The organism is Pseudomonas sp., assembly GCF_035277045.1.
GTDB lineage: Bacteria > Pseudomonadota > Gammaproteobacteria > Pseudomonadales > Pseudomonadaceae > Aquipseudomonas.
The window spans coordinates 22,916-43,762 of record NZ_DATELE010000325.1; the positions used below are offsets into that span (position 1 = coordinate 22,916).

Sequence of the window (20,847 nt, forward strand, 5' to 3'; positions counted from 1 at the left end):
CAAACTACAGGAACATTGACTCATTCGTCATCCGCGCCTGACAGATTCATGCCGCGTTGACAGGTTTTCCGTGAATTAGCCGATAAAAGAGGCATCCCTTGATGATCGCCCAGCTGCCGACCACCGCACCTGCCGCCCACTACCCCGATTTTCTCGAAGCCCTGCGTGCCAGCGGCTTCAAGGGCCAGCTCAGTGCCGACTATGGCACCCGGACCGTGCTCGCCACCGACAACTCCATCTACCAGCGCATGCCGCAGGCTGCGGTGTTTCCGCTGGATGCCGACGACGTGGCGCGGATCGCCACGCTGATGGGCGAACCACGCTTTCGCGAGGTCAGGCTGACCCCGCGTGGCGGCGGTACCGGCACCAACGGCCAGTCGCTGACCGACGGTATCGTTGTCGACCTCTCGCGGCACATGAACAAGATCCTCGAGATCAACGTCGAAGAACGCTGGGTGCGGGTCCAGGCGGGGGTGGTCAAGGACCAGCTCAATGCCGCGCTCAAGCCCCATGGGCTGTTCTTCGCCCCGGAGCTGTCCACCTCCAACCGCGCCACCGTCGGCGGCATGATCAATACCGATGCCAGCGGGCAGGGCAGTTGCACCTATGGCAAGACCCGAGACCACGTCCTCGAGCTGCACAGCGTGCTGCTTGGGGGCGAGCGCCTGCACAGCCTGCCCATCGATGATGAGGCGCTGGAGCAGGCCTGCGCCGCGCCGGGCCGCGTGGGCGAGGTGTACCGCACTGCCCGTGACATCCAGCAGACCCAGGCCGATCTGATCGAAAGCACCTTTCCCAAGCTCAATCGCTGTCTGACGGGCTACGACCTGGCGCATCTGCGCGACGAGCAGGACCGCTTCAACCTCAACAGCGTGCTGTGCGGTGCCGAGGGCTCGCTGGGCTACGTGGTCGAGGCCAAGCTCAATGTCCTGCCGATCCCGAAATACGCGGTGCTGGTCAACGTGCGTTACAGCAGTTTCATGGATGCCCTGCGCGACGCCAATGCCTTGATGGCGCACAAGCCGCTGTCGATCGAGACCGTGGATTCCAAGGTGCTGATGCTGGCCATGAAGGACATCGTCTGGCACAGCGTTGCCGAGTATTTCCCCGCTGACGCCGACCGGCCGACCCTGGGCATCAACCTGGTGGAGTTCTGCGGCGATGAGCCCGAGGAGGTGAATGCGCGGGTGCAGGCGTTTGTCGCGCATCTGCAGGCGGACACCAGCGTCGAGCGCCTGGGCCATACCCTGGCGCAAGGGTCCGAAGCGGTGACCCGTGTCTATGTCATGCGCAAGCGCTCTGTCGGCCTGCTCGGCAACGTCGAAGGCGAGGTGCGGCCTCAGCCTTTCGTGGAAGACACCGCGGTGCCGCCCGAGCAACTGGCGGACTACATCGCCGAGTTCCGTGCGTTGCTGGACGGTCATGGCCTGGCCTACGGCATGTTCGGCCACGTCGACGCCGGCGTGCTGCACGTACGCCCGGCGCTGGACATGAAGGACCCCGCGCAGGCCGCGCTGGTCAAGCCGATTTCCGATGCGGTCGCGGCGCTGACCAAGCGCTACGGCGGCCTGCTCTGGGGTGAGCACGGCAAAGGCCTGCGATCGGAATACGTGCCTGAGTACTTCGGCGCGCTGTACCCGGCGTTGCAGCGCCTGAAAGGCGCCTTCGACCCGCACAACCAGCTCAATCCGGGCAAGATCTGCACCCCGCCAGGCAACGTCGAGGGCCTGATCAAGGTCAACGAAGTAACCCTGCGCGGCGACCTTGACCGCACCATTGACGAGCGCGTCTGGCAGAGCTTTGGCAGCGCGGTGCACTGCAATGGCAATGGCGCCTGCTACAACTACGACCCCAACGATGCCATGTGCCCTTCGTGGAAGGCGACCCGTGAGCGCCAGCATTCGCCGAAAGGACGCGCGTCGCTGATTCGCGAGTGGCTGCGGCTGCAGGGCGCGGCCAACATCGATGTGCTGGCCGCGGCGCGCAAGCGCACCTCCTGGCTCAAGGGGTTGCCTGCGCGCCTGCGTAACAACCGTGGCCGCGAGCAAGGTCAGGAGGACTTTTCCCACGAGGTGTACGACGCCATGGCCGGCTGCCTGGCGTGCAAGTCCTGCGCGGGGCAGTGCCCGATCAAGGTCAATGTGCCTGAATTCCGTTCACGCTTCCTCGAGCTTTACCACGGCCGCTACCAGCGCCCGATGCGTGATTATCTGATCGGCTCGCTGGAGTTCACCATCCCCTACATGGCCCATGCGCCTGGCCTGTACAACGCGGTGATGGGCTCGAAGTGGGTCAGCAAGCTGCTGGCCGACCAGGTCGGCATGGTCGACAGCCCGCTGATCAGCCGCTTCAACCTGCAGTCGACCCTGACCCGCTGCCGCGTCGGCGTGGCCAGCGTGCCGGCGCTGCGCGAACTCAGCGCCGCCCAGCGCGAGCGCAGCATCGTGCTGGTGCAGGATGCCTTCACCCGCTACTTCGAGACGCCGCTGCTGGCCGCGTTCATCGAGCTGGCGCACCGCCTGGGCCATCGCGTGTTCCTGGCGCCCTACAGCGCCAACGGCAAACCGCTGCATGTGCAGGGCTTCCTCGGCGCATTCGCCAAGGCCGCGGTGCGCAATGCCAGCCAGCTCAAGGCCCTGGCCGACTGCGGCGTGCCGCTGGTGGGCCTGGACCCGGCGATGACCCTGGTCTACCGCCAGGAGTACCAGAAGGTCGACGGGCTCGAGGGCTGCCCGAAGGTGCTGCTTCCCCAGGAGTGGCTGGTCGACGTGCTGCCCGAGCAGGCCGCGGCCGCTTCGGGCAGCTTCCGCCTGATGGCCCACTGCACCGAGAAGACCAACGTGCCGACCAGTACCCGTCAGTGGGAGCAGGTATTCGGTCGCCTGGGCCTGACACTGGTCACCGAAGCCACCGGCTGCTGCGGCATGTCGGGCACCTACGGCCACGAAGCGCGCAACCAGGACAGTTCCCGGACCATCTTCGAGCAGTCATGGGCGACCAAGCTGGACAAGCAGGGCGAAGCGCTGGCCACGGGCTATTCGTGCCGCAGTCAGGTCAAGCGCCTGGCGGATCGTCAGTTGCGTCATCCGTTGGAGGTGGTGTTGCAGTATGCCCAGCGCTGAAGTGCGTGGAGGAGGGGTGTCGCGGCGGTGATTCTGGACGGTGTGAAAACGTGTTGACGGCGGTGTTCCGCAGGTCAGCCGTTTTCACACAATCGCTGGGGTGCGCGGTTATTCCTGTTCGGCGCTGGGTTTGTCGTCGCCAGTCTGCTCGACGGATGGAGCGGTTTCGGCGTGGTGAGCGGCAACGGACTGCTCTTCAGGTTTCAGGCTTGGGAAGGGAAGATTCGGGATCTCATGCATCTCGTCGTTCCTCGCAAGTGTGAGAAATGGTAAGGCTGCGCCAGGCGCGTGAAGGCTTCGAAAAGCTGGGGCAGGATACAGCAGTCAGAATGACAGTATGAATTTTTTCCCCGTCGCCGGTCGGGCCCACCTGTGGCAGCTCACTTGCGCCCTTCGGCGTTTGTCGCGACCTCGTCGGTGCGCGCCGCCATGATGAAGTCATTGCGGTGCAACCCTTTGATCGAATGGCTCCACCAGGTCACCGTCACCTTGCCCCACTCGGTCAACAGCCCGGGATGATGACCCTCGGCCTCGGCTATCTCGCCGACGGCATTGGTAAACGCCAAGGCGTGCTTGAAGTTCTTGAAGAGGTAGACCCGCTCGAGCTCCATGTGCCCGTCGCGGACCTCGATGTTCCAGTCCGGGATCTCGCGGATCAACACCGCCAGCTCGTCATCGGTCACTTTCGGGGCGTCGGCGCGGCAGGCTTCGCAGTGGGCTTGATTCAAGGCAGTCATGGTGTTTTTCCAGTTGGGGGTTGTTGTCAGGCAGAACGGCTCAGGCGGCTACCTTGGGTGGAAACTTCGGTGTGTGCAAACCCATCTGCATGGCCTGGCGAACCATGCCCATGATGTCCTCGTGGGCCAGGTCGAACAGGCGCTTGAGGTTTGGCAGCACGAAGTACAGAGGCTGCAGGATGTCGATCCGGTAAGGCGTGCGCATGGCTTCGAGCGGGTCGAAGGCCTGGTGCTCGGGCTCGCTGGACAGGCTGTACACCGTCTCCTTTGGCGAGGAGAGAATGCCGCCACCATAGATTCTCTGGCCCTCCGGCGTTTCCATCAGCCCGAATTCGATGGTCATCCAGTACAGCCGCGCCAGGTAGACGCGCTCCTCTTTGCTCGCCTTGAGGCCGAGCTTGCCGTAGGTGTGGGTGAATTCGGCGAACCAGGGGTTGGTCAGCAGTGGGCAGTGCCCGAAGATCTCGTGGAAGATGTCCGGCTCCTGCAGGTAGTCGAGCTCCTGGGCCGTACGAATGAACGTCGCCACCGGAAAGCGTTTGCTGGCCAGCAATTCGAAGAAGGTCTGGAAAGGGATGAGCGCCGGCACACGGGCAACCTGCCAGCCGGTGGTGGCGCCCAGCACCTTGTTGATCTCGCCCAGCTGCGGGATGCGGTCATGGGGCAGGCCTAGCTGCTCGATGCCATCCATGTACTCCCGGCACGCCCGGCCTTCGAGCACCTTCAGCTGACGGGTGATCAAGGTGTTCCACACCGCATGGTCCTGCTGCGGGTAGTCGATAAAACCCTGCGCATCGGGCTCCAGAGCCACGTATTGCGTGTGTTTCATGCTGCTCTCCTGGGTGAAGGCTTTGTTGTTATAGGTTCACGCCGATAACTCCAGTGTTGATCACGATTTGGCGGATTGGCATGGCCTCGCAGGCAGGAATGGCGCCCGGACCAGCGCGTTTTCGTAACGATATTTTTACAGATTTGCTCGGTATCCAGAAATTCTCACTGAAGGGGCGATAATCTGTCATGGATTCTTTACGACTTTTCGGCGCGAGAGTGAAATAATCAGGCCTTCCTTCTCCTTTCCGAGACCTTGCATGCGTATCAAAGTGCACTGTCAGAACCGCATCGGCATTCTGCGCGACATCCTCAACCTGCTGGTGGAGTACGGCATCAACGTGGCGCGTGGCGAGGTCGGCGGCGAGCACGGCAATGCCATCTACCTTCACTGCCCGAACCTCATCAACCTGCAGTTCCAGGCGCTGCGGCCCAAGTTCGAGTCGATCGGTGGCGTGTTTGGCGTCAAGCGCGTGGGGCTGATGCCCAGCGAGCGTCGGCACATGGAGCTCAATGCCCTGCTGGGCGCGCTGGAGTTTCCGGTGCTGTCGATCGACATGAGTGGCAGCATCGTCGCGGCCAACCGTGCGGCGGCGCAGTTGCTGGGGGTGAGGGTCGACGAAGTGCCAGGGCTGCCGTTGTCGCGCTATGCCGAAGACTTCGACCTGCCGGAGCTGGTGCGGGCCAACAAGTCGCGAATCAATGGCCTGCGGGTCAAGGTCAGGGGCGACGTGTTCCTGGCCGACATCGCGCCCCTGCAGTCCGAGCATGACGAAAGCGAAGCACTGGCCGGCGCGGTGCTCACTCTGCACCGTGCCGACCGGATCGGCGAGCGCATCTACCACGTGCGCAAGCAGGAGCTGCGCGGGTTCGACAGCATTTTCCAGAGTTCACGGGTGATGGCCGCGGTGGTCCGCGAGGCACGGCGCATGGCGCCGCTGGATGCCCCGTTGCTGATCGAAGGCGAGACCGGCACCGGCAAAGAGCTGCTGGCACGCGCCTGTCACCTTGCCAGTCCGCGTGGACAGGCACCGCTGATGGCGCTCAACTGCGCGGGGCTGCCGGAGTCCATGGCCGAGACCGAGCTGTTCGGCTACGGCCCGGGGGCGTTCGAGGGCGCGCGGGCCGAGGGCAAGCTTGGGTTGCTGGAACTCACGGCGGGCGGGACGCTGTTTCTGGACGGCGTGGACGAAATGAGCCCGCGCCTGCAGGTGAAGTTGTTGCGGTTCCTGCAGGACGGATGCTTCCGTCGCGTAGGCAGCGACGAGGAGGTCTACCTCGATGTGCGCGTCATCTGCGCGACCCAGGTCGACCTGTCGGAGCTGTGCGCCCGGGGCGAGTTTCGGCAAGACCTCTACCACCGCCTGAATGTGCTTTCACTGAACATCCCGCCGCTTCGCGAGTGCCTCGACGGGCTGGGTCCACTGGTGGAGCATTTCCTCGACCAGGCGAGCCGGCAGATCGGCTGCGCGCTGCCGCGGTTGGCGCCCGCAGCGATGGAGCGGCTGAGTCATTACCACTGGCCAGGCAACGTTCGCCAGCTGGAAAACGTGCTGTTCCAGGCTGTGTCGCTGTGCGAAGGAGGTGTAGTGAAAGTCGAGCATGTCCGGCTGCCCGACTACGGTGTTCGCCAGCCTTTGGGGGAATTCTCGCTTGAGGGAAACTTGGCAGACATTGTCGGGCGCTTCGAAAAAGCCGTGCTTGAACAATTGATGGCCGAATTTCCGACCAGCCGGGCATTGGGTAAGCGCCTGGGCGTATCGCATACGACCATTGCCAACAAGTTGCGCGATCACGCGCTGAACAAGTCGGTGGAATAGTAAGGTATTTCGAGGTCGCGGAAGTTGCGTGCGATATTAACGCTGCAACTTCCGGCAGAATAGCGATGCAACTCGACGATCAGCCGTTGGAGCAGCCGTTACCCATCACGCGATACTCGAGAACGTGCTTCTGTCCCTTGGAGTCTTCGTAGGTCATGCGGGCAGGCACCACTTCGCACACGTTTGGCACTTCGCTCATGGAGAGGACGCGGGCGATGTCCAGGTGCTGCGAGTAGTTGTACTGTTCAACCGGAATCTGCCCGGCCGCTTGTGCAGCTTCGTCGGCCATCGCCGCGCTGCAAAGACCGCCAAGTACCAGTACCAGTAACGCTTTCATGTTCAATTTACCTGTCTAAGGTCGTGAGAAAGTGCGCGGCGCTTGTGGCGCCGCAGCGTGCATCAGAGTGGATGTTCACGGTTATCCGGAGATTAACGTGCCGTCGTGGGGAGTATTACCGGAAGTTAATTGCTGTGCCGTGTTGGCGAGATGAAGTTTATGCCTCGCCTTGAAGATGAAACAGATGGCCTTTTGATAAAGTTTTTTTGCCTTTTGACAAAATCCGTAACAATCGCCTTGGGCTATTTCCCGCAACACCGCTTGGCGCGTGGGCTGGCCCGCTCTGGAGTGACCGCGGTCGTGGTGTTGCCGGAGGTGAATGTGCCGCTACTACCATCGTCGAATGGCTTTTGCCGCGCTGGTACAGTTACAAACGGTTCCATACAAAAACAACTATTACACCGAGGTATCACAGATGAGTGCGGCTCCACTGTATCCCGTTCGTCCCGAGGTCGCGGCAACCACCCTGACCGACGAGGCCACCTACAAGGCCATGTACCAGCAATCGGTGATCAACCCCGACGGCTTCTGGCGTGAGCAGGCTCAGCGCCTGGACTGGATCAAGCCGTTCACCAAGGTCAAGCAGACCTCCTTCGACGACCACCACGTCGACATCAAGTGGTTCGCCGACGGCACGCTCAACGTTTCCTACAACTGCCTGGACCGCCACCTCGAAGAGCGCGGCGACCAGCTGGCGATCATCTGGGAAGGCGACGACCCTTCCGAACATCGCAACATCACCTACCGCGAGCTGCACGAGCAAGTGTGCAAGTTCGCCAACGCCCTGCGCGGCCAGGACGTGCATCGGGGCGACGTGGTGACGATCTACATGCCCATGATCCCCGAGGCCGTGGTCGCCATGCTGGCTTGCGCGCGCATCGGCGCGATCCACTCGGTGGTGTTTGGCGGCTTCTCGCCCGAAGCCCTGGCCGGGCGCATCATCGACTGCAAGTCCAAAGTGGTGATCACCGCCGACGAAGGGCTGCGGGGCGGCCGCCGCACGGCGCTCAAGGCCAACGTCGACCTGGCGCTGACCAACCCTGAAACCAGCAGCGTGCAGAAGATCATCGTGTGCAGGCGCACTGGCGGCGACATCGCCTGGCACCAGCATCGCGACATCTGGTACGAAGACCTCATGAAGGTCGCCTCCAGCCACTGCGCGCCGAAGGAAATGGGCGCCGAGGAGGCGCTGTTCATCCTTTACACCTCCGGTTCCACCGGCAAGCCGAAGGGCGTGCTGCACACCACCGGCGGCTACCTGGTGTACGCCGCGCTGACCCACGAGCGCGTGTTCGACTACCGCCCGGGCGATGTCTACTGGTGCACGGCGGACGTGGGTTGGGTCACTGGCCACAGCTATATCGTCTACGGGCCGCTGGCCAACGGCGCCACCACCTTGCTGTTCGAGGGCGTGCCGAACTACCCGGACATCACCCGCGTGTCGAAGATCGTCGACAAGCACAAGGTGAACATCCTCTACACCGCGCCGACCGCGATCCGCGCCATGATGGCCGAAGGGCAGGCTGCCGTGGCCGGCGCCGACGGCTCCAGCCTGCGCCTGCTAGGGTCAGTGGGCGAACCGATCAACCCGGAAGCCTGGAACTGGTACCACCAGACCGTGGGCAAGGCGCGTTGCCCGATCGTCGATACCTGGTGGCAGACCGAGACGGGCGGCATCCTGATCAGCCCGTTGCCGGGCGCGACCGCGCTCAAGCCAGGTTCGGCGACCCGTCCGTTCTTCGGCGTGGTGCCTGCGCTGGTGGACAACCTGGGCAACCTGATCGAGGGCGCCGCCGAAGGCAACCTGGTGATCCTCGATTCGTGGCCAGGCCAGTCGCGCTCGCTGTACGGTGACCACGACCGCTTCGTCGACACCTACTTCAAGACCTTCCGCGGCATGTACTTCACCGGTGACGGCGCGCGTCGCGACGAAGATGGCTATTTCTGGATCACCGGCCGGGTCGACGACGTGCTCAACGTCTCGGGCCACCGCATGGGAACCGCGGAGATCGAGAGCGCCATGGTTGCCCACCCCAAGGTTGCCGAAGCCGCGGTGGTCGGCGTGCCGCATGACCTGAAGGGGCAGGGTATCTATGTCTACGTCACCCTTAATGCCGGCCAGGAGCCGAACGAAGCCCTGCGGATCGAGCTGAAGAACTGGGTGCGCAAGGAGATCGGCCCGATCGCCTCGCCGGATGTCATCCAGTGGGCGCCCGGGCTGCCCAAGACCCGCTCGGGCAAGATCATGCGGCGCATCCTGCGCAAGATCGCCACCGCGGAGTATGACGCGCTGGGTGATATCTCGACGCTGGCCGATCCTGGGGTGGTGCAGCACTTGATTGATACCCACAAGGAGATGAGCCGGGTTTCGGCATAGGATTTGCGGTGCCCCCTTCGCTGGCAAGCCAGCTCCCACAGGTACAGCGCTGAGCCCAGGCACGGCGCCGTACCTGTGGGAGCTGGCTTGCCAGCGAAGGGGGCACCGCCGAAACCTGAGACCTACCGAGAAACCCGCCCCTTCTGGCGGGTTTCTTGCTGTGGAAAAACCTTGTTACCTCGATATTCAGCGATGTCACCCCCCATCGCCCTCACTCGGGGCATAGGGAAACACTCCCGCCTCATCCCGGTGCGAACCTGCAGCAATTTGCCGCTGCTGGCACACCAGACTTGCCGGATTACAAGGCTTTGCGAATAATAGGCGCAGTTATTGCTTCGGTATCAGGTTGTTTTCCTTTTGCTCTTGCATATCACGCTGGAGCTGTCAATATCGCCCGCCGCGGTTTCAAGCGCTTCTATACATAGTTGTCGCTTTGAAGAAATATCGACGTCCGGGGTGTCGCTAAAATGCCACTCTCTCGTTCGTGGTCCAGGACCTTGGTCTTGACCCTGCGGCTCGCGTTGTACCCATTTCCATGGAGTTACCAGATGAAGAAACTCGCACTGCTTGGCGCACTGGCGCTGTCTGTGTTTTCCCTGGCATCGCTGGCCGATGAGAAACCGCTGAAAATCGGTATCGAAGCGGCCTATCCTCCCTTTGCCTTCAAGCAGCCTGATGGCAGCATCGCGGGCTTCGACTACGACATCGGCAACGCCCTGTGCGAAGAGATGAAGGCCAAGTGCACCTGGGTCGAGCAGGAATTCGACGGTCTGATCCCCGCGCTGAAGGTGCGCAAGATCGACGCGATCCTGTCCTCGATGTCGATCACCGAAGACCGCAAGAAGTCGGTCGACTTCACCAAGCGCTACTACCTGACCCCGGCGCGCCTGGTGATGAAGCAGGGCGCGACCGTGAGCGACAGCCTGGCCGAGCTCAAGGGCAAGAAGATCGGCGTGCAGCGCGGCTCGATCCACGACCGCTTCGCCAAGGAAGTCTTCGGGGCCCAGGGCGCCACCGTGGTGCCTTACGGCACCCAGAACGAAATCTATCTGGATGTCGCGGCAGGCCGCCTCGACGGCACCGTGGCCGACGCCACCCTGCTTGAAGACGGCTTCCTGAAGACCGACGCCGGCAAGGGCTTCGCGTTCGTGGGTCCGGCCTTCACCGACGCCAAGTACTTCGGCGACGGCATCGGCATCGCCGTGCGCAAGGGCGACACGGCCAACGTCGAGCGCCTCAACGCCGCCATCGACGCGATCCGCGCCAACGGCAAGTACAAGGCCATCCAGGACAAGTATTTCAACTTCGACATCTACGGGCCTGACGCCCAGTAAGACCGTCGGATAAAATCTGTGCAATGGTGCAAACAGCAGAGAATCTGCGGTTTGCACCATTTTTTCATTTCCAAGGTCGAGGACCTCATCATGTTGAAAGGCTACGGGGCAGTCATCCTCGACGGGGCGTGGCTGACGCTGCAACTTGCCCTGTCGTCCATGGCCCTGGCCGTCGTTCTCGGTCTGATCGGTGTCGCGCTGCGCTTGTCGCCAGTGCGCTGGCTGGCCTGGCTGGGCGATATGTACGCCACGGTAATCCGTGGTATTCCGGATCTGGTGCTCATCCTGCTGATCTTCTATGGCGGCCAGGATGTGCTCAACCGCGTCGCGCCGCTGCTGGGCCACGACGACTATATCGATCTCAATCCGCTCATGGCCGGTATCGGTACCCTGGGCTTCATTTTCGGTGCGTACCTGTCGGAGACCTTCCGCGGCGCGTTCATGGCCATCCCCAAGGGCCAGGCCGAGGCCGGCCTGGCCTATGGCATGAGCGGCGTGCAGGTGTTCTTCCGGGTGATGGTGCCGCAGATGATCCGCCTGGCGATTCCGGGCTTCACCAACAACTGGCTGGTCCTGACCAAGGCCACGGCGCTGATCTCGGTGGTCGGCCTGCAGGACATGATGTTCAAGGCCAAGCAGGCGGCGGATGCTACCCGCGAGCCTTTCACCTTCTTCCTGGCGGTGGCGGCGATGTACCTGGTGATCACCAGTGTCTCGCTGCTCGCCCTGCGTTACCTCGAGAAACGCTATTCGGCAGGCGTAAGGGTGGCTGAACTATGATGTTCGATTACAACGTGGTCTGGGAGGCAATGCCGCTGTACCTCGGCGGGCTGCTCACCACCCTCAAGCTGTTGGCGCTGTCGCTGTTCTTCGGCCTGTTGGTGGCCATTCCGCTGGGGCTGATGCGGGTGTCGAAGCGGCCCTTGGTCAATCTCCCGGCCTGGCTGTACACCTACGTGATCCGTGGCACCCCGATGCTGGTGCAGCTGTTCCTGATCTACTACGGGCTGGCCCAGTTCGAAGTCGTGCGCGAGAGCATCTTCTGGCCCTGGCTGTCGAGCGCCACGTTCTGCGCGTGTCTGGCGTTTGCCGTCAACACAAGCGCCTACACCGCCGAAATCATCGCCGGCAGCCTGAAGGCCACGCCGCATGGCGAGATCGAGGCCGCCAAGGCAATGGGCATGTCGCGCGTCAAGATGTACCGGCGCATCCTGCTGCCTTCGGCCATGCGCCGTGCGCTGCCGCAGTACAGCAACGAAGTGATCATGATGCTCCAGACCACCAGCCTGGCGTCGATCGTCACCCTGATCGACATCACGGGCGCGGCGCGCACGGTCAATGCCCAGTACTACCTGCCGTTCGAGGCCTACATCACGGCGGGCGCGTTCTACCTGTGCCTGACCTTCATCCTGGTGCGCCTGTTCAAGCTGGCCGAACGCCGCTGGCTCGGCTACCTGGCGCCGCGCAAGTCGTGAAGACCGCGCCTTTCATTACGCTCTGGGCCAAGGCCCGGGACTGATCGCTTTGTGAGAACCGACAGCATGTACAAACTCGAAGTCCAAGACCTGCATAAGCGCTACGGCAGTCACGAAGTGCTCAAGGGCGTTTCCCTGGCGGCCAAGGCGGGCGATGTGATCAGCATCATCGGCTCCAGTGGCTCGGGCAAATCGACCTTCCTGCGCTGCATCAACCTGCTCGAGCAGCCGCACGCGGGCAAGATCCTGCTTAACAACGAAGAGCTCAAGCTGGTCGCGGGAAAGGAAGGCGCGCTCAAGGCCGCCGACCCCCGTCAGCTGCAGCGCATGCGCTCGCGCCTGTCGATGGTGTTCCAGCACTTCAACCTGTGGTCACACATGACCGCGCTGGAAAACGTCATCGAGGCGCCCGTGCATGTGCTCGGGGTCAACAGGAAGGAAGCCCTGGAAAAGGCCGAGCACTACCTGGCCAAGGTCGGCGTGTCGCACCGCAAGGATGCCTTCCCGGGGCATATGTCCGGTGGCGAGCAGCAGCGCGTGGCGATCGCCCGCGCGCTGGCGATGGAGCCCGAGGTCATGCTCTTCGACGAGCCGACCTCGGCGCTCGACCCTGAGCTGGTGGGCGATGTGCTCAAGGTCATGCAGTCGCTGGCGCAAGAAGGCCGTACCATGGTCGTGGTCACCCACGAAATGGGCTTTGCCCGCGAGGTGTCCAACCAGCTAGTGTTCCTGCACAAGGGCCTGGTCGAGGAGCGAGGCAACCCGCGCGAGGTGCTGGTCAACCCGCAATCGGAACGCCTCAAGCAGTTTCTTTCCGGTAGTCTCAAGTAAAAGGGGGCTGCCCCTTTGCACCATAACAGGGCATGCTGCGTGACTGGCGCAGCCCCTCTTTGCGCTCTGGTTCCCGCCCGCGCGGCTTGTTGAATGACTTCAGGTTTCGGATCGCACCCTATGACCACCCAGCGAATCGGTTTTCTCATCTGGCCAGGCACCAAGGCGTTGACCCTGGCGCTGGCCGAGGACGTGTTGCGGGTTGCGCAGAAGGTGCATCCGGAGGTGGAGTACGAGCTGGTCTTTCTGCAGGCCGATGTGCCGCAGGAAAGTGCCTGGCGCTTGCCGGGCGAGCCCTGGAACGGGCGTCTCGAGGGCTGCCAGAAGCTGTTTCTGCTGGCTGATGAGCCACCACTGGCGGTTGCTCCCGCGCTGGCCGCGGCGCTCAAGCAACTGGCGCGCGGCGGCTGCATGATCGGCGGTCTGTCGGCCGGCGTGTACCCGCTGGCCCAGCTGGGCCTGCTCGACGGCTACCGGGCAGCGGTGCACTGGCGCTGGCAGGACGACTTCGCCGAACGTTATCCGAAGGTTATCGCCACCAGCCACCTGTTCGACTGGGACCGTGATCGCCTGACGGCCTGTGGCGGCATGTCGGTGGCCGACCTGCTGCTGGCGGTGCTGGCCCGCGACCACGGCGCTGAACTGGCGGGCGCGGTGTCCGAGGAGCTGGTGGTCGAGCGCATACGCGAAGGCGGCGAGCGCCAGCGCATCCCGCTGCAGAACCGCCTGGGCTCCAGCCATCCGAAGCTCACCCAGGCGGTGCTGCTGATGGAGGCCAACATCGAAGAGCCGCTGACCACCGACGAAATCGCCCAGCATGTCTGCGTCTCGCGCCGTCAGCTGGAGCGCATCTTCAAGCAGTACCTGAACCGCGTGCCAAGCCAGTATTACCTGGAACTGCGCCTGAACAAGGCGCGGCAGATGCTGATGCAGACCAGCAAGTCGATCATCCAGATCGGGTTGTCGTGTGGATTCTCCTCGGGCCCGCATTTCTCCAGCGCCTACCGCAACTTCTTTGGCGCCACCCCGCGCGAGGACCGCAACCAGCGGCGCAGCAGCAGCCCGTTCGAGCTCAGCTCCGCGCCGGCCGAACGCGGCTGACTGCTCCCACAGGTTGAAGTAGCAGCGTGTCCGCGACATCAAGTGTCTGGCCATTCCCCGCTTGCCCTCACACCGCGTAAACTGCGCGATTGCGACAAAGTTTGTCGCATTGCCGAAAGCCCTGCTGAAACAGGGTTTAGCGCTGTAACAAGTTGTCGCTTGGCGACAAGGACAGGCGCCTTTCAGTCCTTACAATCCCCCCATCGCTCGCCCTTTCCTGGCCAGCGTTCCTCTTCAGGAGACTCCGATGTCCGTTGAGCAAGCCCCGGTGCAACGTGCCGATTTCGACCAGGTCATGGTCCCCAACTACTCCCCGGCGGCGTTCATTCCAGTGCGCGGCGAGGGTTCGCGAGTATGGGACCAGTCGGGCCGCGAGCTCATCGACTTCGCTGGCGGTATCGCGGTGAATGCCCTGGGTCATGCGCACCCGGCCCTGGTCGCGGCCCTGACCGAGCAGGCCAACACCCTCTGGCATGTGTCCAACGTCTTCACCAACGAGCCGGCCCTGCGCCTGGCCCACAAGCTGGTGGACGCGACCTTCGCCGACCGCGCCTTCTTCTGCAACTCCGGCGCCGAGGCCAACGAGGCGGCGTTCAAGCTCGCCCGCCGGGTAGGCCATGATCGCTTCGGTCCCGAGAAGCACGAGATCATCGCCACCGTTAACAGCTTCCACGGCCGTACCCTGTTCACCGTAAGTGTCGGCGGCCAGCCGAAGTACTCCGATGGCTTCGGTCCGAAAATCACCGGTATCAGTCACGTTCCGTACAACGACCTTGAAGCGCTGAAGGCGCAGATCTCGGACAAGACCTGCGCGGTGGTCATCGAGCCGATCCAGGGCGAGAGCGGCGTGGTCCCGGCCGACCTTGCCTACCTCGAAGGCGCGCGCAAGCTGTGCGACGAGCACAACGCGCTGCTGATCTTCGACGAAGTGCAGACCGGCGTGGGCCGTACCGGCGAGCTGTATGCCTACATGCACTACGGCGTCACCCCGGACATTCTCACCAGCGCCAAGAGCCTGGGCGGCGGCTTCCCGATCGGCGCCATGCTGACCACCGCCGAGCTGGCCTCGCACCTGGCCGTGGGCACCCACGGCACCACCTACGGCGGCAACCCGCTGGCCTGCGCGGTGGCTGGCGCGGTACTGGACGTGGTCAACACCCCTGAAGTGCTGGCGGGCGTCAAGGCCAAGCACGAGCGCTTCAAGGCACGCCTCGAGCAGATCGGCCAGCAGTACGGCATCTTCACCCAGGTGCGCGGCGTCGGGCTGCTGATCGGCTGCGTGCTGTCCGACGCCTGGAAGGGCAAGGCCAAGGACGTGCTCAACGCCGCCGAGCAGGAAAACGTCATGGTGCTGCAGGCTGGTCCCGATGTGGTGCGCTTCGCCCCGAGCCTGGTCGTCGAGGATGCTGATATCGACGAGGGCCTGGCCCGTTTCGAGCGTGCGGTGGCCAAGCTGACCCAGGCCTGATAGGCCTGTGCGTTCGTCACCGGCCTGTCAGCAGGCCGGTGACGAAAGAATTCCCCGCGGGTGCCCCGGCATCCGCCGTTTTTCCGTGCCGACTGCGTTGGCCTGCTTTCCCGAAAGGAGTGACACCATGCTGGTGATGCGCCCCGCGCAAATGGCCGACCTGAACGAAGTGCAACGTCTGGCTGCGGACAGCCCGATCGGTGTCACCTCGCTGCCGGACGACGCTGGCCGGCTGGGCGACAAGATCGCCGCCTCGGAGACCTCGTTTGCCGCCGAGGTCAGCTTCAACGGTGAAGAAAGCTACTTCTTCGTCCTTGAAGACAGCAGTACCGGCCGCCTGGCTGGTTGCTCGGCCATTGTCGCGTCGGCCGGCTACTCCGAGCCGTTCTACAGCTTTCGTAACGAGACCTTCGTGCATGCCTCGCGCGAGCTGAAGATCCACAACAAGATCCATGTCCTGTCCCAGTGCCACGACCTGACCGGCAACAGCCTGCTGACCAGCTTCTACGTGCTGCCAGAGCTGGTGGACAGCGTCTGGGCCGAGCTCAACTCCCGTGGACGCCTGCTGTTCATGGCCGCGCACCCCGAGCGCTTCGCCGATTCGGTGGTCACCGAGATCGTCGGCTACAGCGACGACCAGGGCGACTCGCCGTTCTGGGATGCCATCGGCCGCAATTTCTTCGACATCAACTACGCCGAGGCCGAGCGCCTTTGCGGCCTGAAGAGCCGCACCTTCCTCGCCGAGCTGATGCCGCATTACCCCATCTACGTGCCGCTGCTGCCCGATGCCGCCCAGGAAGCCATGGGCCAGGTGCACCCGCGAGCGCAGATCACCTTCGACATCCTGATGCGCGAAGGCTTCGAGACCGATCATTACATCGACATCTTCGACGGCGGCCCGACCCTGCACGCGCGGGTGTCCAGCATCCGTTCCATCGCCCAGAGCCGTGTGGTGCCGGTCAAGGTCGACGCCGCGGCGGTCAAGGGTGGGCGTCCGTACCTGGTCTGCAACGGCCAGCTGCAGGACTACCGCGCCGTGCTGCTGGAGCTCGACTGGGTGCCGGGCAAGCCGGTCAGTCTCAGCGCTGAAGCCGCCGAGGCCCTGGGGGTCGGTGAAGGTGGCAGCGTGCGCCTGGTCGCCGCTTGAAGCCTGTGGCCGGATAGCCCAGGCAAAGGCACTCGAAACGATGGGTTTCGCGGCAGGCCGAAGCCGCCGCTCAAGGAGATAGCATGATCGTTCGTCCTGTACGCAGCAGCGATTTACCTGCGCTGATCGAATTGGCACGCAGCACCGGTACCACCGGGCTGACCACCTTGCCAGCCAACGAGGAACGCCTTGAGCAGCGCGTTGCCTGGGCCGAGAAGACCTTTCGCGGTGAAGCCGAGCGCGGCGACACCGACTACCTGTTCGTGCTCGAGAACGACGAGGGCCTGGTGGTCGGCATTTCAGCCATCGCCGGCGCGGTCGGCCTGCGCGAGCCTTGGTACAACTACCGGGTTGGCCTGACGGTCAGCGCCTCCCAGGAGTTGAACATCTACCGTGAGATTCCCACGCTGTTCCTGGCCAATGACCTGACCGGAAATTCCGAACTGTGCTCGCTGTTCCTGCGCAGCGACCACCGCACCGGCCTCAACGGGCGGCTCCTGGCGAAGGCGCGCTTGCTGTTCATCGCCGAGTTTCCCGAGCTGTTCGGCAACAAGGTCATCGCCGAGATGCGTGGCATGTCCGACGGCGCGGGCCGCTCGCCGTTCTGGGAGAGCCTGGGCCGGCACTTCTTCAAGATGGAGTTCAGTCAGGCGGATTACCTCACCGGCGTGGGCAACAAGGCGTTCATCGCCGAGCTGATGCCCAAGTTTCCCTTGTACACCTGTTTTCTGGCGGAACCGGCGCGCAACGTCATTGGCCGCGTGCACCCGGATACCGAGCCCGCGCTGGCGATGCTCAAGAGCGAAGGGTTCAACTACCAGGGGTATGTCGACATCTTCGACGCGGGCCCGGCGATCGAGTGCGAGACCGCCCGCATTCGCGCGGTGCGCGACAGCCAGCACCTGGTGCTGGCGGTCGGCACGCCGGGTGACGACGCGACGCCTTACCTGATTCACAACCGCAAGCGCGATGACTGCCGCATCACTGTCGCCCCTGCGCGTCTGGCCGCTGGCACCCTGGTGGTCGATCCCGTGGCCGCCAAGCGCTTGCGCCTGGGGGCGGGCGACCATGTTCGCGCCGTGCCGCTGTCCGCTGAACGGGAGGTAAAAAGATGACCACGCATTACATCGCCGGCCAGTGGCAGGCCGGGCAGGGCGACGCGCTGCAGTCGTTGAACCCGGTCACTCAGCAGGTGGTCTGGCAGGGCCAGGGCGCCAGTGCCGCGCAGGTCGAGGCGGGGGTCCAGGCCGCGCGCCAGGCTTTTCCAGCCTGGGCCCAGCTGAGCCTTGATGCACGCATCAGCGTGCTCGAAGCCTTCGCGGCGAAGCTGAAGGCCAAGGCCGACGCCTTGGCCAATTGCATCGGCGAAGAAACCGGCAAGCCGTTGTGGGAGTCGGTCACCGAAGTGACCAGCATGGTCAACAAGGTTGCGATCTCGGTGCAGAGCTACCGTGAGCGCACCGGGGAGAAGAGCGGCCCGCTGGCCGATGCCACCGCGGTGCTGCGGCACAAGCCGCATGGCGTGGTCGCGGTATTCGGCCCCTACAACTTCCCAGGCCACCTGCCCAACGGGCATATCGTCCCGGCGCTGCTGGCCGGCAACTGCGTGGTGTTCAAGCCCAGCGAGCTGACGCCAAAAGTCGCCGAGCTGACCGTGCAGTGCTGGATTGAGGCGGGCTTGCCCAGTGGTGTGCTCAACCTGGTGCAGGGCGCACGCGACACTGGCGTTGCCCTGGCCGCGAATCCTGGCATCGATGGGCTGTTCTTCACCGGTTCCAGCCGTACCGGCAACCTTCTGCACCAGCAGTTCGCCGGGCGCCCGGACAAGATCCTGGCCCTGGAAATGGGCGGCAACAACCCGCTGCTGGTCGATCAGGTCCAGGACCTGGACGCGGCGGTCTACACCATCATCCAGTCGGCGTTCATCTCCGCCGGCCAGCGTTGCACCTGCGCGCGCCGCCTGCTGGTGCCTGAAGGTGCCTGGGGCGATACGCTGCTGCGGCGACTGGTCGAGGTGTGCAAGGGCATCACTGTCGGTCCTTTCGACCAGCAGCCGCCGCCCTTCATGGGTGCGGTGATTTCACTGGACGCCGCGCGCGCCTTGCTTGACGCCCAGGATGAATTGCTCGGCAAGGGTGGCGTGGCGTTGCTGCCGATGACCCAGCCACAAGCCGGCGCGGCACTGCTGACCCCGGGCATTCTCGACGTCAGTGCCGTGGCCGAGCGCCGTGACGAGGAGTTCTTCGGCCCACTGCTGCAGGTGATTCGCTACCGCGACTTCGACCAGGCGATCGCCGAGGCCAACAACACCCAGTACGGCCTGGCCGCGGGCTTGCTGTCCGACTCCCACGCGCGTTACCAGTATTTCTGGCTGCGCAGCCGCGCCGGCATCGTCAACTGGAACAAGCAACTGACCGGCGCCGCCAGCAGCGCGCCGTTCGGCGGTGTCGGCGCCAGCGGCAACCACCGCGCCAGCGCGTACTACGCCGCCGACTACTGTGCCTACCCCGTGGCTTCGCTGGAGACCGCCAGCCTTGTCCTGCCGGCGTCGCTGACGCCGGGCGTCACCCTATAACAACGATCTGTAAAAACGGTCCCGGAGCCTAGCCGATGAAATCCTACGAAGTGAATTTTGATGGTCTGGTAGGACCCACGCACAACTACGGCGGGCTGTCCTACGGCAATGTCGCCTCGCAGAGCAACAGCCAGCAGTCCTCCAACCCGCGCGAAGCGGCGCGCCAGGGCCTGGCGAAAATGAAGGCGCTGGTCGACATGGGCTTCCAGCAGGGTGTGCTCGCACCGCAGGAACGCCCGGACGTGGCGGCGCTGCGGCGTCTGGGCTTCAGTGGCAGCGACGGCGACGTCATCCAGCGCGCGGCCAAGGAATCCATGCCGCTGCTGGTGGCCAGCTGCTCGGCATCGAGCATGTGGGTGGCCAACGCCGCCACCGTCAGCCCCAGCGCCGACACCGCCGATGGCCGCGTGCATTTCACCGCCGCCAACCTCAATTGCAAATACCACCGCAGCATCGAGCACCCGACCACCAGCCGGGTGCTCGGCGCCATGTTCGCCGATGAGCGTCACTTCGCCCATCACGCCGCCTTGCCCGCGGTCGCCCAGTTCGGCGACGAAGGCGCGGCGAATCACACGCGCTTTTGCCGCGACTACGGCGAGGCGGGCGTCGAGTTCTTCGTCTATGGCCGCAGCGCCTTCGACACCCGTTACCCGGCGCCGCAGAAGTATCCCGCGCGCCAGACCCTCGAAGCCTCCCGTGCCGTGGCCCGGCTGCATGGCCTGCACGATGATGGCGTGGTCTACGCGCAGCAGAATCCCGCCGTCATCGATCAGGGCGTGTTCCATAACGATGTGATCGCGGTAGGCAATGGCGAGGTGCTGTTCCACCATGAAGACGCGTTTCTGAACAGCGACGCGGTGCTTGCCGAGTTGCGGGCTAAACTGGCCAGCAAGGGCGGTCGTTTCCAGTCCATCCGCGTGCCACGCGCGGCCGTGACGGTGGAGGACGCGGTGCGCTCCTACCTTTTCAACAGCCAGCTGCTGACACGCGCCGACGGCTCGATGCTGCTGGTGGTGCCAGAAGAATGCCGCAACAACGAGCGGGTCTGGCATTACCTGACACAGCTCACCGGCCAGAACGGGCCGGTCGCCGAGGTCAAGGTGTTCGACCTCAAGCAGAGCATGCAGAACGGCGGCGGGCCGGCGTGCCTGCGTTTGCGCGTCGCCCTGAATGAAACTGAACTGGCGGCGGTCAACCCAGGCGTTATCATGACCGCGCCGCTGTACGACACGCTGCTCCATTGGGTCGACAGGCATTACCGCGACCGCATGAGCGACGCGGACCTCGCCGACCCGCAGTTGCTGGTCGAGTGCCGAGCGGCACTGGATGAACTGACCCAGATCCTCAAGCTGGGCTCGGTCTATCCTTTCCAACGCCAACCTTGAAGAGAGAATTCGATATGTCCGACGCCCTGCAGCTGATCCTTGAAGACGACGACGGTACCCAGCTGGAAACGTCCTGCACGCGCTTTGCCGTGGTCTGGCAAGGCAAGGAGGTGTGGATCCAGCAGGACGGTCGCGGCCAGCTGCTGATCGGTGTCGATGTCGACGAAGACGACACCGAGTACGCCAACCTGCTGCTGCGCCCGATGGCCACCAACCTGGTCAGCCTGCAGCTGGAAATGGAGCCGGCCGAAGCGGGTGACGATGATCACGTGCACGGCCCTGACTGCGGTCATCAACACTAAGGAGCCGC

The 20,847-nt window shown here is 63.8% G+C and carries 18 protein-coding genes; 14 read left to right on the forward strand and 4 right to left on the reverse strand.

The window, feature by feature from the left end:
- The first annotated feature begins 101 nt into the window (after positions 1–101).
- Positions 102–3,122: a D-2-hydroxyglutarate dehydrogenase YdiJ gene (gene ydiJ, locus VJS90_RS21405; RefSeq protein ID WP_324123626.1), complete on the forward strand. Its 3,021-nt coding sequence runs from the start codon at positions 102–104 to the stop codon at positions 3,120–3,122.
- 108 nt (positions 3,123–3,230) lie between these two features.
- On the opposite strand, the gene VJS90_RS21410 is transcribed toward ydiJ, so the two are convergent.
- The 3 genes from VJS90_RS21410 to phhA form a co-directional block, all read right to left on the reverse strand.
- On the reverse strand, positions 3,231–3,362 hold the full coding sequence (locus VJS90_RS21410) for a hypothetical protein (RefSeq protein WP_324123627.1): 132 nt from the start codon (positions 3,360–3,362) through the stop codon (positions 3,231–3,233).
- A gap of 140 nt (positions 3,363–3,502) precedes the next feature.
- Positions 3,503–3,859, reverse strand: coding sequence for a 4a-hydroxytetrahydrobiopterin dehydratase (locus VJS90_RS21415; protein WP_324123628.1), 357 nt, complete (start codon positions 3,857–3,859; stop codon positions 3,503–3,505).
- A 40-nt stretch (positions 3,860–3,899) separates the two neighbouring features.
- Positions 3,900–4,688 carry a phenylalanine 4-monooxygenase gene (gene phhA, locus VJS90_RS21420; RefSeq protein WP_324123629.1) on the reverse strand — a complete coding sequence of 263 codons (789 nt, stop codon included), beginning with the start codon at positions 4,686–4,688 and terminating at the stop codon, positions 3,900–3,902.
- Between the two features lie 259 nt (positions 4,689–4,947).
- Between phhA and VJS90_RS21425 the strand changes: the two genes are divergently transcribed.
- A complete protein-coding gene (locus VJS90_RS21425) occupies positions 4,948–6,507 on the forward strand; it encodes a sigma-54-dependent transcriptional regulator (protein ID WP_324123630.1) in 1,560 nt (519 codons plus the stop codon).
- A gap of 79 nt (positions 6,508–6,586) precedes the next feature.
- On the opposite strand, the gene VJS90_RS21430 is transcribed toward VJS90_RS21425, so the two are convergent.
- Positions 6,587–6,844, reverse strand: coding sequence for a DUF2790 domain-containing protein (locus tag VJS90_RS21430; RefSeq protein WP_324123631.1), 258 nt, complete (start codon positions 6,842–6,844; stop codon positions 6,587–6,589).
- Between the two features lie 415 nt (positions 6,845–7,259).
- On the opposite strand from VJS90_RS21430, the gene acs reads away from it, so the two are divergent.
- The 12 genes from acs (at position 7,260) to VJS90_RS21490 (ending at position 20,839) form a co-directional block, all read left to right on the forward strand.
- The gene (gene acs, locus VJS90_RS21435; RefSeq protein ID WP_324123632.1) at positions 7,260–9,221 is read left to right on the forward strand and encodes an acetate--CoA ligase; all 1,962 of its coding nucleotides are present in this window, start codon (positions 7,260–7,262) and stop codon (positions 9,219–9,221) included.
- Between the two features lie 548 nt (positions 9,222–9,769).
- A complete protein-coding gene (locus tag VJS90_RS21440; protein ID WP_324123633.1) occupies positions 9,770–10,555 on the forward strand; it encodes an ABC transporter substrate-binding protein in 786 nt (261 codons plus the stop codon).
- 90 nt (positions 10,556–10,645) lie between these two features.
- Complete coding sequence (locus VJS90_RS21445; protein ID WP_324123634.1) at positions 10,646–11,335, forward strand: ABC transporter permease; 690 nt, start codon at positions 10,646–10,648, stop codon at positions 11,333–11,335.
- The gene (locus VJS90_RS21450) at positions 11,332–12,030 is read left to right on the forward strand and encodes an ABC transporter permease (protein ID WP_324123635.1); all 699 of its coding nucleotides are present in this window, start codon (positions 11,332–11,334) and stop codon (positions 12,028–12,030) included. The genes VJS90_RS21445 and VJS90_RS21450 overlap by 4 nt, the downstream gene beginning before the upstream one ends.
- 66 nt (positions 12,031–12,096) lie before the next feature.
- Positions 12,097–12,861, forward strand: coding sequence for an ABC transporter ATP-binding protein (locus VJS90_RS21455; RefSeq protein ID WP_324123636.1), 765 nt, complete (start codon positions 12,097–12,099; stop codon positions 12,859–12,861).
- A gap of 120 nt (positions 12,862–12,981) precedes the next feature.
- A complete protein-coding gene (argR, locus tag VJS90_RS21460; protein ID WP_324123637.1) occupies positions 12,982–13,962 on the forward strand; it encodes a transcriptional regulator ArgR in 981 nt (326 codons plus the stop codon).
- 247 nt (positions 13,963–14,209) lie between these two features.
- Positions 14,210–15,430 (forward strand): aspartate aminotransferase family protein, encoded by a 1,221-nt coding sequence (locus VJS90_RS21465; RefSeq protein WP_324123638.1) that lies wholly within the window; start codon positions 14,210–14,212, stop codon positions 15,428–15,430.
- A 127-nt stretch (positions 15,431–15,557) separates the two neighbouring features.
- Positions 15,558–16,577 (forward strand): arginine/ornithine succinyltransferase subunit alpha, encoded by a 1,020-nt coding sequence (gene aruF, locus VJS90_RS21470; protein ID WP_324123639.1) that lies wholly within the window; start codon positions 15,558–15,560, stop codon positions 16,575–16,577.
- Between the two features lie 83 nt (positions 16,578–16,660).
- The gene (gene astA, locus VJS90_RS21475) at positions 16,661–17,692 is read left to right on the forward strand and encodes an arginine N-succinyltransferase (RefSeq protein ID WP_324123640.1); all 1,032 of its coding nucleotides are present in this window, start codon (positions 16,661–16,663) and stop codon (positions 17,690–17,692) included.
- Positions 17,689–19,152 carry a succinylglutamate-semialdehyde dehydrogenase gene (astD, locus tag VJS90_RS21480; RefSeq protein ID WP_324123641.1) on the forward strand — a complete coding sequence of 488 codons (1,464 nt, stop codon included), beginning with the start codon at positions 17,689–17,691 and terminating at the stop codon, positions 19,150–19,152. The genes astA and astD overlap by 4 nt, the downstream gene beginning before the upstream one ends.
- Positions 19,153–19,187: 35 nt before the next feature.
- Complete coding sequence (gene astB / locus VJS90_RS21485) at positions 19,188–20,537, forward strand: N-succinylarginine dihydrolase (RefSeq protein WP_324123642.1); 1,350 nt, start codon at positions 19,188–19,190, stop codon at positions 20,535–20,537.
- A 14-nt stretch (positions 20,538–20,551) separates the two neighbouring features.
- Positions 20,552–20,839 (forward strand): topoisomerase II, encoded by a 288-nt coding sequence (locus tag VJS90_RS21490; protein WP_324123643.1) that lies wholly within the window; start codon positions 20,552–20,554, stop codon positions 20,837–20,839.
- Positions 20,840–20,847: the final 8 nt, after the last annotated feature.